This is a genomic window from Gemmatimonadota bacterium (assembly GCA_016714015.1).
Taxonomy (GTDB): Bacteria; Gemmatimonadota; Gemmatimonadetes; order Gemmatimonadales; family Gemmatimonadaceae; genus Pseudogemmatithrix.
In genome coordinates, this window is sequence record JADJNZ010000009.1 from 76952 (window position 1) to 89417 (window position 12466).

The window sequence follows — 12466 nt, forward strand, 5'->3', positions numbered from 1 at the left end:
CGGCACTCTTCCCCTCATTCGCTCATGACTCGCACCCGACTCCTCACCGCTTCGCTCGCTGCCGTCCTCGGCCTCACCGCCTGCGAGGGCCTCAAGGAAGCGATGACCGCCCATGTGGACACGGTCGCCCGCGCCGGCTCGCAGGAGCTGACCGTCACCCGCCTCGCCGAGCTCGTCGGCCCGACCGACGTGCCGTTGCAGGCCGATGCGATCCGCACCATCGCCCAGCTCTGGGTGAACTACCAGCTCCTCGGCCACGCGGCCGCGCGCGGCGATTCGCTCTTCACCGACGCCGACGCCGATCTGGGCATGTGGTCGGCGATCGCGCAGATGCGCTCGCGCAAGCTCTACGACGAGCTCGCGAAGGGATGGTCGGGGAACCTCGACCCGGCGACGTTCGAGAAGGCCTACAACGACGGCGTGCTCCTCGCCGCCTCGCACATCCTGCTCAGCAAGCAGCCCGAGGGGATGTCGCCCGAGGCCAACGCGGCCACGCGCGCCGAGGCCGAGAAGATCGCGACGCAGCTCAAGAACGCGACGCTCGAGCAGTTCGGGGCGGTCGCGCGGGCCCGCACGCAGGATCCGGGCTCGAAGGATCGCGGCGGCGACTACGGCGTCTTCGCGCGCGGCCAGATGGTCGCCGAGTTCGACGCGGGCATCCTGTCGGTCGCGCCCGGCGCGGTGACGGGCGTGGTGGAGACCCAGTTCGGCTACCACATCATCCGCCGTCACACCTACGCCGAGATCGCCGACCAGTTCCCGCAGCAGTACATGCAGATCGCGGGCGCCTCGGCCGAGAGCACCTACTTCGCCGGCGTCGAGAAGGCCGCGAACGTGCAGGTCCGGGCGAGCGCCGCCAAGCTCGTGAAGGCGATCGCCGAGGACGTCGATGCCTATCGGGACGACAAGACCGTGATCGCGACCGCGCGCACCGGCGACCTGACCGCGGCGCGGATGTCGATGTGGATGGCGGCCTTCCCGGCGCAGACGCGGATGCGGCAGCAGGTCGTGCAGGCGCCGGACTCGCTCATCCCGATGTTCGTGAAGGACTACGTGATGCGCAACGAGCTCCTGCTCCGCGCCGCCGACTCGGCGGGCGTGACGCTGGACTCGGCCGACGTGAAGCAGATCCGCGAGGCCTTCCGCGCCCGCGTGACCGAGACGATGACCCAGCTCGGCCTCACGCCGAAGCTGCTCGCCGACAGCGCCGCCGACACCGGGGCGCGCGAGCGTCTCGCCGCGGCCCGTGTGGACGAGTACCTCGGCAAGCTGGTGAAGAACGAGGTGCAGTACGTCGACGTGGCCGAGCAGATCGCGCTCGTGCTCCGGGGGCGCTACGAGAGCCGTCTCGTGCCGGCGGGCGTCGATCGCGTCCTCGCCGAGGCGACGAAGCTCCGCGCCGTGGCCGACTCCGCCCGGGCCGCGACGCAGCCGCCGACCGCGGTGCCGATGGGTCCGCCGGCCGGCGCGCCGGTCGCCCCGCCCATGCCGCAGCCGTAATGCGCCTGCTCTCGCCGCGCGCGCTCGGTCGCGCCGTCCTCCTGGCCGTCGGCACCGCGCTCGTCGCGGCGCCGGCGGCGGCACAGCAGGTGCCGGCCTTCCGCGGCATCGAGGTGGACCGCGTCGCCGGCGTCGTCGGCAGCACGCCCATCCTCTTCAGCGAAGTGCTGGAGGCGATCAACTTCGCGCGCGCGCAGGGGCTCCAGCTCCCGCCCGACAGTCTCGGGCAGATCCGCGTCGCGCGCGAGTTCCTCAATCGCATCATCGACCGCGAGGTGCTCATCGCGGTCGCGAAGGACTACAAGATCGAGATCGCCGAGAGCGATGTCGCGCAGCAGGTGGAGCGCGACCTCGACCGCGCGCGCAGCCAGTTCCGCACCGACGCCGAGTTCCGCGCGGCGCTCCAGCGCGACGGGTTCGGCACGCCCGAGGAGTACCGCAAGAAGGCGGTGGAGGCGGCGATCCGCGACGAGAGCCAGCGCCGCGCGATCGATTCGCTCAAGGCGAAGGGGCGCATGGCCCCCGCGAACGTGACCGAACGCGAGGTGAGCGAGGCGTTCGAGCGCCTCCGCACCGAGCTCCCGCCGCGCCCGGCGACGGTCGGGTTCCGCCAGGTCGTCGTGAAGATCCGGCCGCGCGCCGAGAGCATCGCGCGCGCGCGGGCGCTCATCGACAGCATCCGCCTGGAGCTCGAGAAGGGCGCGAGCTTCGAGGATGCGGCGAAGCGCTTCTCGATGGACGGCACCGCCGAGAAGGGCGGCGACCTCGACTGGAACCGCCGCGGCGTGATGGTCCCCGAGTTCGAGCGCATGATGTTCGCGCTCATCCCCGGCCGCATCAGCCCGATCGTGGAGACGCAGTACGGCTTCCACATCATCCGCGTGGACCGCGTCCGCGCGGGCGAGGTGCGCGCGCGGCACATCCTGATCAAGCCGGCGGTCGATTCGCAGGATCTTGCGTCGTCGCGCGCGCTGGCCGACACCGTGCTCGCCCTCTGGAAGCAGGGGACGCCGTACGACACGCTGCTCGCGAAGTACCATGACTACGACGAGGAGCGGTCGATCCCCGAGGGGCTCGCGCGCGACTCGCTGCCCGCCGAGTATCGCGTGGCGCTGAAGGACATCCCCGTGCAGGGGTTCACGCCGATCTTCGCGCTCCCCGATCGCGGCTCGGGCTTCAACAAGTGGGCGATCGCGCAGGTGCTCGTGAGCAAGCCCGAAGGGCGCTTCACGCTCGAGGAGTACCAGGAGAACATCCGGAAGCAGTTGCGCGAGGAGAAGTCCATCCGCCGCACGCTCGACAACCTGCGACGCGAGATCTACGTCTCGCTCAGGATCTGACGCCGACGGCCGCGGTCCCCACGCTCGCGATCACCCTCGGCGATCCCCGGGGCATCGGCCCCGAGATCGTCGCCACGGCGCTCGCCACCCCCGAGGTGGCGGGCGCCGCGCGCTTCGTGGTCGTGGGGCCGACCGGCTGCGGCGTCGCGGTGGACGAGCCGGTGGGGGAGTGGACGGAGGGCACCGGCCCCAGCCCCGACACACCCGAGGGCCACGCGCGTGACGCGCGGGCGGGCGCGCTCGCGGGCCGGGCGATCGCGCGCGCTTTCGAGCTCGTGCAGGGCGGGCGGGTGCAGGGGATCGTGACGGCCCCGATCGACAAGGCGGCGCTCCTCGCCGGCGGCTACGACTTCCCGGGCCACACCGAGATGCTCGAGGCGCTCGCCGGCACGCCGACGGTGATGATGCTCGCGAGCGACCGGCTGCGGGTGGTCCTGGCGACGACGCACATCGCGCTGCGCGACGTGCACGCCGCGCTGACCCGCGAGCGGCTGGAGCGGACGGTGCGGATCACGCGCGAAGGACTGCGCGCGGGCTTCGGCATCGCCGCGCCGCGGATCGCGCTCTGCGCGCTCAACCCGCACGCCGGCGACCATGGGCGCTTCGGTCGCGAGGACGACGAACTGCTCGCGCCGGTCGCGCAGGCGATGGGGATCGCGGGGCCGTTCCCGGCGGACACGGTGTTCGTGCGGGCGATGCGCGGGGAGTTCGACTGCGTGATCGCGCCGTACCACGACGTGGGGATGACGGCGATCAAGATCGCGTCGTTCGGCGAGGGGGTGAATGTGACGCTGGGGCTGCCGTTCGTGCGGACGTCGCCGGACCACGGGACGGCGCTCGACATCGCGGGGCAGGGGCGGGCGTCGGCGACGTCGTTCGTGGCGGCGGTGCGGACGGCCGTGTCGTTGCTGTCCCGCTGAGGGAACCGCCTTCACCACAGAGGGCACAGAGGGCGCAGAGAACGGCGGAGAACGGCGAACTGCAACGGCGTGGACCACAGGGGCACAGGGGGCACAGGGGTGCTTCGCGCGTTGGGGCGGGGGTCGGTCTGGTCTCATCGTCTTTCTCTTTGGAACGACAACGACAGCCCTCGAGCAGGCGCTGTTCCACCCGAAGAGTCGTTCCCTGTGTCCCCTGTGCCCCTTTGGTGAAAGCCGTTGCTCCGAGGAAGGCGGAAGGATGAAGGGTGAAAGCAGAAGGGCGGAGAGCGCCAAGCGCCCTCCGCCCTTCTCTGTGTCCTCTGTGCCCTCTGTGGTGAACGCCGTTACGCCCCCGCAACGACCTCGATCACGAGCATCCGGATCCGCCGCCCCTCCATCTCCTTCACCACGAACGTCGCCCCACCCCCCGTCACGCGGTCGCCGGCGATCGGGAGACGCCCGAGCATCCCGAAGACGTAGCCCCCCACCGTCGTGTAGTCCTCCTCGGGGATCGTCAGCCCGTACTCCGCATTCACCTCGGAGATGTTCGAATCCCCCGGCACGACCTTGGCCCCCTTCGCGCCCGCGTCGAGCGCCGGCGCCGGCGCGTCGTCGTACTCGTCGAGGATCTCGCCCACGATCTCCTCGAGCAGGTCCTCCATGGTGACCATGCCCGCGGTGCCGCCGTACTCGTCGAGGACGATCGCCAGGTGCTCCTTGCGCCGCTTGAAGTCCGCCAGCACCTCCTCGACCTCGCGGGAGCCGGGCACCACGTGCACCGGACGCAGGATCGACTCGAGCGCGAACTCCGCCGGCCGCCGCGCGAGGACCTTCAGCAGGTCCTTCGCGTGCACCATCCCCACGATGTCATCGATCGTGTCGCGGTAGACCGGATAGCGACTGAATCCCGCCTCCTCCACCGCGTCCACCGCCTCGTCGAGCGACGCTTCGGCGGCGATGGCGACGATCGCCGTGCGCGGCGTCATCACCTCGCGCGCGTTCTTCTCGCTGAACTCGAAGACGCCCTCGAGGATCTCCGCGTCCGAGGTAGGGAGCACGCCTCCCTCGGAGGCCCGCTCGACGAGGAGCTTGAGCTCGTCCGCCGAGTGGGGGGTCTCCTCCTCCGACACCGACTTCTGCCCGAAGACCCGGAGGAGCAGGTTGCTCGACCCGTTGAGCACCCAGATGAACGGCCAGGTGAGCCAGGTGAACGCGAGGATCGGCGGCGCGAGCCACTTGGCGAACTGCTCGGGGTAGTTGAGCGAGAGGGCGCGGGGCGCCAGCTCGCCGAAGACCACGTGGAGGTAGGTGACCACGGTGATCGCGATGCCCGCGGCGAGGCCCACCCGGACCGACATCTCGAAGGGGAGCGGGAGCCCGGCGAACCAGTGCTCCAGGGCCTCGCCCAGGGTCGCCTCGGCCACCCACCCCAGTCCAAGCGATGCCAAGGTGATCCCCAACTGGCCCGCCGACAGCACCCGTGTGAGATTTGAACGGGAGGTCGCGGTGACCGCGAACCGGGCGAAATGGTCTCCACCTCGGACCATGGCCTCCAGGCGCGACCGGCGCGCCCGCACGAGCGCGAACTCCACCGCGACGAAGAAGGCGTTCAGGGCCAACAGGGCGACGATGGCGAACAGGCGCGAGAACACGGGCGAAAGCTATGGCGACTGCGTGATGAATCGCCAGTCGGCCGAGGGGGGCGCGGCGCTTGACAGCGCGCCCCTCCACGCCCACGCGCATCCCCATCCGCACGACCACGCGCATGGCCATTCGCACGATCAGGCGCACGGTCGCGCGCACGGTCATGCCCACACGCACGCCGTCGGCACCCGGCGCCTCGCCATCGCCCTCGTCATCACGGCGCTCTTCCTCGTCGCCGAGGTGGTGGGCGGGTGGCTGAGCAACTCGCTCGCGCTGCTGGCCGATGCCGGGCACATGCTCACCGACGTCGGCGCCCTCGCCCTCTCGCTCTTCGTCGCGTGGTTCTCCCGCCAGCCCGCGACGCCGCAGAAGACCTACGGCTACCTGCGGTGGGAGATCCTCGCGGCGCTCATCAACGGGGCCGTGCTGCTCATGGCCTCGGGCTTCATCCTCTGGGAGTCGTTCCGCCGGCTCTCGGCCCCCGAACCGGTCGCCGGCGGCCTCATGCTCGTCGTCGCCGTGCTCGGGCTCGTGGTCAACGCGGTCTCGGCCTGGCTCCTGCACGGGAGCGCGCACCACTCGATGAACATCCGCGCCGCCTATCTGCACGTCCTCGGCGACCTCCTCGGCTCGGTCGCGGCGATCGTGGCCGCCGTGCTCGTGCGCTGGCAGGGCTGGCTCATCGCCGACCCCATCGCGTCGATCGCGATGACCGGTCTGATCATCCTCGGCGCCTGGCGGCTGGTGAAGGAGGCCGTGGACGTGCTCCTCGAGGCGACGCCGGCGCACATCGAGCTCGAGTCGCTCCGTCGCGCCATGCTCGCGGTGCCCGGGGTGACCGAGGTGCACGACCTCCATGTGTGGAGCCTCACCTCGGGCGTGGTGGCGATGTCCGCCCACGCGGTCGCGCCCGCCGAGTCCGGGCACCAGCGCGTGCTGGAGGAGCTGCACGCGGCCGTGGGCCGCTTCGGCATCCACCATGCGACCATCCAGCTCGAAGGGGCGCCCCTCGACGCGTGCTGCCCACCGACCCAGACACTGGCCCACGCGTAGTGCCATCTTTCATCCTTCCTCCTTCCGCCTTCATCCCAGGGTAATGGCCCAACTCGACCGCCTCCTCTCCGTGATGATCTCCAATCGCGCCGATTCCCTCTCGCTCAAGGAGGGGGAGGCGGCGTCGCTCATGGTGGAGGGCCAGCCGCGGCCGGTGACGAAGGCGCTCACCGGGCCGCAGGTGATCGCGCTGCTCAAGGAGATCGCGAGCCCGCAGGCGACGGCGCAGCTCGACGCCAAGCAGCCGACCAAGTTCCGCTACTCGAGCGTGGACTCGGTGTTCGTGGTGCGCGCGATGCTGCAGGGCGAGCTGATCACCGCGACGATCGTCGTGGACGACAACGCCGAGTTCCAGCGCTCGACGGGGATGATGCAGCGCATCGTGTTGCCGGAGGACCTGCCGGCGCCGACGGTGAAGGTGCCGGACGTGAAGGAGGCCGCGGCCGACCCGGTCGCGGCGAAGGAGGCGATGGAGAAGCTCCTGCGGATGCTCGTGGACCAGGGGGGCTCCGACCTGCACATGCGCGTGGGCGAGCCGCCGATCCTGCGCAAGTCGGGCGAGATGGAGCGGATCGAGGGGCAGAGCAAGCTCGACCCGTCCACGACGGAGAGCCTGCTGCAGGCGATCATGCCCGAGCGGAACCGGCGGGAGTTCGCCGAGACCAACGACACCGACTTCGCGTACGAGATCGCCGGGGTGGCGCGCTTCCGCGCGAACGTCCTGCGCGACCGGAAGGGCGTCGCGGCGGTGTTCCGCGTGATCCCGAGCAACATCGTCACCGCCGACCAGCTGGGGGTGACGCAGGAGGTGCAGAACCTCTGCTACCTGACCAAGGGGCTCGTGCTCGTGACCGGCCCCACCGGCTCGGGCAAGTCCACGACGCTCTGCGCGCTGGTGGACCTCGTGAACCGGTCGCGGTCGGACCATGTGATCACGATCGAGGACCCGATCGAGTTCGTGCACGAGAACAAGAACTGCATCATCACGCAGCGGCAGGTGGGGGTGCACACCGGGAGCTTCAAGAGCGCGCTCCGCGCGGCGCTGCGCGAGGACCCGGACATCATCCTCGTCGGCGAGCTGCGCGACCTCGAGACGGTGAGCATCGCGATCGAGACGGCGGAGACGGGCCACCTCGTGTTCGGGACGCTGCACACGACGACCGCGGCGAGCACGATCGACCGCCTGATCGACCAGTTCCCGGCCGACCGGCAGGAGCAGGTGCGGACGATGCTGTCGGAGTCGCTCAAGGGCGTGGTGTCGCAGGTGCTCTGCAAGAAGATCGGCGGCGGCCGCGTGGCGGCGCGCGAGATCCTGCTGGTGACGCCGGCGATCTCGAACCTGATCCGCGAGGGGAAGACCTTCCAGATCCCGTCGATCATGCAGACGAGCAAGCGCCTGGGCATGATCACGATGAACGACACGCTGCTGGACCTGGTGGAGCGGAAGCTGGTGGAGCCGAAGGAGGCCTACATGAAGTCGGTGGACAAGGGCGCCTTCGTGAACCAGCTCAAGGCGAAGGGGCATGATGTCAGCTTCGTCGAGGCGGACCCGACGAATACCCCGGGCGGGGCGGGGCCCTCGGCGCCGGCGAAGCCGGGCGTGCGCCGGTAGGACGGCTGGGAGGAGCGAGGAGCGAGGGGAAATAGCGAGGGGCGAGGGAAAGGGAGAGGGGCGAGGCTGTGGGGCGAGGGAAAGGCTCCGCCCCTCCCCCTGAGCCCTCCCCCTGAGCCTTCCCCCTCCCCCTCCGGCCCTCTCCCTTCCCCTCGCTCCTCGCTCCTCCGCCACTGCAATGCGGGGGGCCGCCCACTTATATTTTCGGGCTATGCAGATTCGCAACATCGCCATCATCGCGCACGTCGACCACGGGAAGACCACCCTCGTCGACAAGATGCTCCGGCAGGCCGGGGCCTTCCGCGCGAACCAGGTCGTCGCCGAACGCGTGATGGATTCCAACCCGCTCGAGAAGGAGCGGGGCATCACCATCCTGGCCAAGAACACCTCGGTCCACTGGGGCGAGACCAAGCTCAACATCGTCGACACGCCCGGGCACTCCGACTTCGGCGGCGAGGTCGAGCGCATCCTGCGCATGGTGGACGGCGTGCTCCTCGTCGTCGACGCCTTCGACGGCCCGATGCCGCAGACCCGCTTCGTGCTCCGCAAGGCGCTCGCGCTCGGCCGCACCGTCATCATCTGCATCAACAAGATCGACCGCCCCGGCGCCGACCCGATGCGCGTCCACGAGGAGGTCCTCGACCTCCTCATCGAGCTCGAGGCCAACGAGGATCAGCTCGACGCCCCCGTCGTCTACGCCTCCGGCCGTAACGGCACCTCCACGATGGACATGGACGTGCCCGCCGTCGATCTCACGCCGCTGTTCGACACGATCGTGAAGCACGTCCCGGCGCCGCCGAGCGACAAGGACGGCCCGTTCCAGATGCTCGTGTCGACGATCGACTACTCGAACTACCTCGGCCGCCTCGCGATCGGGCGCATCGAGCGCGGGACCGCGCACGTGGGTGACGTCGTCCACCTCCTCCCGGTGGACCACACGCACAAGGGCGCCCCGGGGCGCATCACCAAGCTGTACGGCTTCGAAGGGCTCGAGCGCATCGAGGTCCAGAGCGCCGTCGCGGGCGAGATCGTCGCGCTCGCCGGCCTCGAGGGCGTCGAGATCGGCCTCACCATCACCGACCCGGAGCACCCGGAGCGCCTCGAGGGCATCGCCGTCGAGGAGCCGACCATCTCGGTCGACTTCATGGTGAACAACTCGCCGTTCGCGGGCCAGGACGGCAAGTTCGTGACGAGCCGCCAGGTGAAGGAGCGGCTGGAGAAGGAGCTCGAGCGCAACGTCGCGCTGCGCGTCGAGGACACCGAGACGACCGATGCCTGGACCGTCTCCGGCCGCGGCGAACTGCACCTCTCCATCCTCATGGAGACGATGCGCCGCGAAGGGTACGAGTTCCAGGTGAGCCGTCCGCGCGTGATCACGCACCTGGGCCCCAACGGCGAGAAGCTCGAGCCGTACGAGGAGCTCGCCATCGACGTGCCCGAGGAGTACATGGGCACCGTCATCGAGAAGCTCGGCCCCCGCAAGGCGAGCATGATCGAGATGAAGAACCCGGGCATGGGGCTCGTGCGCCTCGTCTACCGGATCCCGGCGCGCGGCCTCTTCGGCTACCGCTCCGAGTTCATGACCGACACGCGCGGCATGGGCATCATGCACCACCGCTTCCTCGAGTACGGGGCGTGGGCCGGCGCGCTGCAGGGCCGCCTCCGCGGCGTGCTCGTGTCGATGGAGGGCGGGACCATCATCGCCTTCGCGCTCGGCAACCTCCAGGACCGCTCCACGCTGTTCGTGAAGCCGGGCGACGAGGTGTACGAGGGGATGATCGTGGGCGAGAACTCCCGGCCGGGGGACATGGACGTGAACCCGACCAAGGAGAAGAAGCTCACGAACATGCGCTCCAAGTCGGCCGACGACGCGATCACCCTCGAGCCGCCGCGCCTCCTCACGCTCGAGAGCGCGCTGGAGTACATCGAGGACGACGAGCTGATCGAGGTCACCCCGTCGAACATCCGCCTCCGCAAGCGCCTGCTGGGCGTGAGCGACCGCAAGCGGATCAACCGCGACGCCAAGAAGGAGCGCGCGGGCACCTGATGCCCGTGCGCCCCGCCGGGGGCCCGGCGTCCGCGGGCCCGGCCATGGCCGGTCCTGTCACGTAACGGACCCCCCGCTTGACGCGTCCTACTCACCAGTAGATAGTCATCATCATCCGGGTGCGGTCTCGCCGCCGCGCCCTGGACCACCTTGTCTGGAGAAATGCGGAATGCCGGCGATCGTGCAGTCGTCCTGGGTGCTGGGCCCGACCGAGGACGATGAGGAACTCGAGGGGTTCGACGCGGATCTCGATGAGGACGACGAACTCGATGACCTCGACGACGAGGATCTCGACGACGACGACCTCGATGACGATGACCTCGATGACGACGACGACCTCGATGACGAGGACGACGACCTGATCGACCTCGATGACGAGTACGACGACGGCGAGGACGAGGACCGGCCGCATCCGGGCCGGTTCGACGAATAGTCGACCGGTCGATCGCTTCGGAGCGGACCTGGGGGCGCCTTTCGGGGCGCCCCTTTCGCGTGGTGGCGGTGCGGCGGTGACGCCCGCTCAGTCCAGCGCGCGCTCGATCCGGTCGGCGATCGCGCGGACGATCTGCACCCGGGCGAAGCGCTTGTCGTTCCCCGCGACCACCGTCCACGGCGCCGCAGGCGCCTCGCAGCGGGTGAGCATCTCCTCCACCGCCTCGCGATAGGCCGGCATCTTCTTCCGGTTCCGCCAGTCCTCGTCGGTGATCTTGAACTGCTTGTACGCGACGCGCTCGCGCTCCTTGAAGCGCTTGAGCTGTTCGTCCGGGCTGATGTGGATCCAGAACTTCGCGACCGCCATCCCGTGGTCGGTGAGCTGCCGCTCGAAGGCGTCGATCTCGTCGTAGGCGCGGGCCCAGTCGGCGACGGGGGCGAACCCCTCGACGCGCTCCACGAGGACGCGCCCGTACCAGGAGCGGTCGAAGATCGTGATCCGCCCGTCGCGCGGGACGTGGCGCCAGAAGCGCCAGAGGTAGTGTTGCGCCCGTTCCTCGTCGGTGGGGGCGGCGATGCCCACCACGCGGTAGAGCCGCGGGTCGATCGCCGCCGTGACGCGGCGGATCGCGCTCCCCTTGCCGGCGGCGTCCCATCCTTCGAAGGCGAAGACCGAGGCCACGCGCTGCTCGCGCGCCGCCCAGGCCAGGCGCGCGAGGCGTTCCTTGAGGCGTTCCATCTCGCGCTCGTACTCGGCGACGGTGAGCCGCTGCGTGAGGTCCACGGCGTCGAGGATCGAGGTGCCGGGCTTGTAGGCACGGAGGGCGGGGGCGGCGGCGGCGGCCGCGGCCGCCGCCTCGCGCTTCGCCGCCTTGGGCGTCGCGACCTTCCGGGTCGAACCCTTCCGGGTCGCGACGTGCTTCGTCGCGGCCTCCTCCGTCGCCAGTGTGAGGGCGGAGAGGAGCAATCGTCCGACGGTGACCTCGCGGTAGCGCCGGTCGGTCGCGTCCACCGGATGCCAGGCCGCCCAGGGTTCGTGCGTGGCCGCGAGCGCGCGCTCCGAGACCTCGCGGAAGCGGTCGTAGGACTTGAAGTGCGCCCAGTCGTCCGGCCCGATCCGCCCGTCCTTCTCGAGCTGCTGGAGCCGCGTGCGCTGGGCGTCCTTGGAGAGGTGCATCCAGAGCTTCACGAGGACCGTCCCGCCCTCGGCGAGCATCCGCTCGAAGGCGACGATGCGGTCCATCTCCGGCCCGAACTCCCGCTTGCGCCGCTGGCGCGTGACGCGCTCGATGATGGGCCGCGTGTACCAGGAGCCGAAGAAGATCCCCACGCGCCCCGCGCCGGGCATCGCCTTCCAGAAGCGGTAGAAGTGGGGCCGTTCCTCGTCCTCGTCGGAGGCGTCCCAGAAGGCGTGCGTGACGACGCCGCGCGGGTCGAGCCATTCGTTGAGGCGGTGGACGAGTTCGCCCTTGCCGGCGCCGTCGGCGCCGCCGACGATGACGATCACCTGCCGCTTGGTCTCGCGGAGGGCGAAGTGCGCGGCGAGCAGCTTGCTCCGGAGGGAGCGGACGGTGGTCTCGTAGCTGCGGTCGGAGAGGGTGCGGCCCTGTTCGGCTTGCTCGAGCATGGGGCGTGGCGGGTGAGGGCGGGCTGGGGGCACCGGGAGGCGCGATGCCAGAGCATGGGGCGCGGCGGGGCGCCCCGCCAGCGGGGATTCTGCCGTTGACCCGGCCCGCAGGACCGGCTTTATTTCATGGCTCGCCGGGCCTGTAGCTCAGGTGGTTAGAGCGCACGCCTGATAAGCGTGAGGTCGGAGGTTCAACTCCTCCCAGGCCCACTCCCGGACCCGACGGCCCGCCGGCATCTGCCCGGCGGGCCGTCGTGCGTTCGGGCCGTCGCCCGTTCGGGCCGTAGGCGC

9 protein-coding genes and 1 tRNA gene are annotated in these 12466 nt (G+C 70.2%); 8 read left to right on the forward strand and 2 right to left on the reverse strand.

All coding sequences use genetic code 11. The features are described from left to right. Positions 1 to 24: 24 nt before the first annotated feature. Genes IPJ78_17165 through pdxA form a run of 3 tightly spaced genes read left to right on the forward strand, consistent with a single transcriptional unit; the run spans position 25 to position 3760 of the window. Positions 25 to 1500, forward strand: a complete 1476-nt coding sequence (locus IPJ78_17165) for a peptidylprolyl isomerase (protein MBK7908273.1) — start codon at positions 25 to 27, stop codon at positions 1498 to 1500. After that, positions 1500 to 2840: a peptidylprolyl isomerase gene (locus IPJ78_17170; GenBank protein ID MBK7908274.1), complete on the forward strand. Its 1341-nt coding sequence runs from the start codon at positions 1500 to 1502 to the stop codon at positions 2838 to 2840. The genes IPJ78_17165 and IPJ78_17170 overlap by 1 nt, the downstream gene beginning before the upstream one ends. Then, positions 2837 to 3760, forward strand: a complete 924-nt coding sequence (gene pdxA / locus IPJ78_17175; GenBank protein MBK7908275.1) for a 4-hydroxythreonine-4-phosphate dehydrogenase PdxA — start codon at positions 2837 to 2839, stop codon at positions 3758 to 3760. The genes IPJ78_17170 and pdxA overlap by 4 nt, the downstream gene beginning before the upstream one ends. Positions 3761 to 4104: 344 nt before the next feature. Here pdxA and IPJ78_17180 read toward each other — a convergent pair whose 3' ends face one another. Next, positions 4105 to 5412, reverse strand: coding sequence for an HlyC/CorC family transporter (locus tag IPJ78_17180; GenBank protein ID MBK7908276.1), 1308 nt, complete (start codon positions 5410 to 5412; stop codon positions 4105 to 4107). A 25-nt stretch (positions 5413 to 5437) separates the two neighbouring features. Here IPJ78_17180 and IPJ78_17185 point away from each other — a divergent pair, with 25 nt between their 5' ends. From IPJ78_17185 to IPJ78_17200, 4 genes are all read left to right on the forward strand, one after another. Then, positions 5438 to 6457: a cation transporter gene (locus IPJ78_17185; protein ID MBK7908277.1), complete on the forward strand. Its 1020-nt coding sequence runs from the start codon at positions 5438 to 5440 to the stop codon at positions 6455 to 6457. Positions 6458 to 6926: 469 nt separating this feature from the next. After that, a complete protein-coding gene (locus tag IPJ78_17190; GenBank protein ID MBK7908278.1) occupies positions 6927 to 8069 on the forward strand; it encodes a type IV pilus twitching motility protein PilT in 1143 nt (380 codons plus the stop codon). Between the two features lie 211 nt (positions 8070 to 8280). Beyond that, positions 8281 to 10116, forward strand: a complete 1836-nt coding sequence (gene typA / locus IPJ78_17195) for a translational GTPase TypA (protein ID MBK7908279.1) — start codon at positions 8281 to 8283, stop codon at positions 10114 to 10116. Positions 10117 to 10285: 169 nt separating this feature from the next. Continuing rightward, the gene (locus IPJ78_17200; protein MBK7908280.1) at positions 10286 to 10549 is read left to right on the forward strand and encodes a hypothetical protein; all 264 of its coding nucleotides are present in this window, start codon (positions 10286 to 10288) and stop codon (positions 10547 to 10549) included. Between the two features lie 87 nt (positions 10550 to 10636). Here IPJ78_17200 and pap read toward each other — a convergent pair whose 3' ends face one another. After that, positions 10637 to 12175 (reverse strand): polyphosphate:AMP phosphotransferase, encoded by a 1539-nt coding sequence (pap, locus tag IPJ78_17205; protein MBK7908281.1) that lies wholly within the window; start codon positions 12173 to 12175, stop codon positions 10637 to 10639. A 136-nt stretch (positions 12176 to 12311) separates the two neighbouring features. On the opposite strand from pap, the gene IPJ78_17210 reads away from it, so the two are divergent. Next, a tRNA-Ile gene (locus IPJ78_17210) sits at positions 12312 to 12385 on the forward strand. Positions 12386 to 12466: the final 81 nt, after the last annotated feature.

Bases quoted from the DNA above. Each gene is read 5' to 3' on its own strand.
- IPJ78_17200 (MBK7908280.1), top strand. From the start codon at position 10,286: ATGCCGGCGATCGTGCAGTCGTCCTGGGTGCTGGGCCCGACCGAGGAC.
- IPJ78_17165 (MBK7908273.1), top strand. From the start codon at position 25: ATGACTCGCACCCGACTCCTCACCGCTTCGCTCGCTGCCGTCCTCGGC.
- IPJ78_17170 (MBK7908274.1), top strand. From the start codon at position 1,500: ATGCGCCTGCTCTCGCCGCGCGCGCTCGGTCGCGCCGTCCTCCTGGCC.
- pap (MBK7908281.1), bottom strand. From the start codon at position 12,175: ATGCTCGAGCAAGCCGAACAGGGCCGCACCCTCTCCGACCGCAGCTAC.
- IPJ78_17190 (MBK7908278.1), top strand. From the start codon at position 6,927: ATGGAGAAGCTCCTGCGGATGCTCGTGGACCAGGGGGGCTCCGACCTG.
- typA (MBK7908279.1), top strand. From the start codon at position 8,281: ATGCAGATTCGCAACATCGCCATCATCGCGCACGTCGACCACGGGAAG.
- IPJ78_17185 (MBK7908277.1), top strand. From the start codon at position 5,438: ATGAATCGCCAGTCGGCCGAGGGGGGCGCGGCGCTTGACAGCGCGCCC.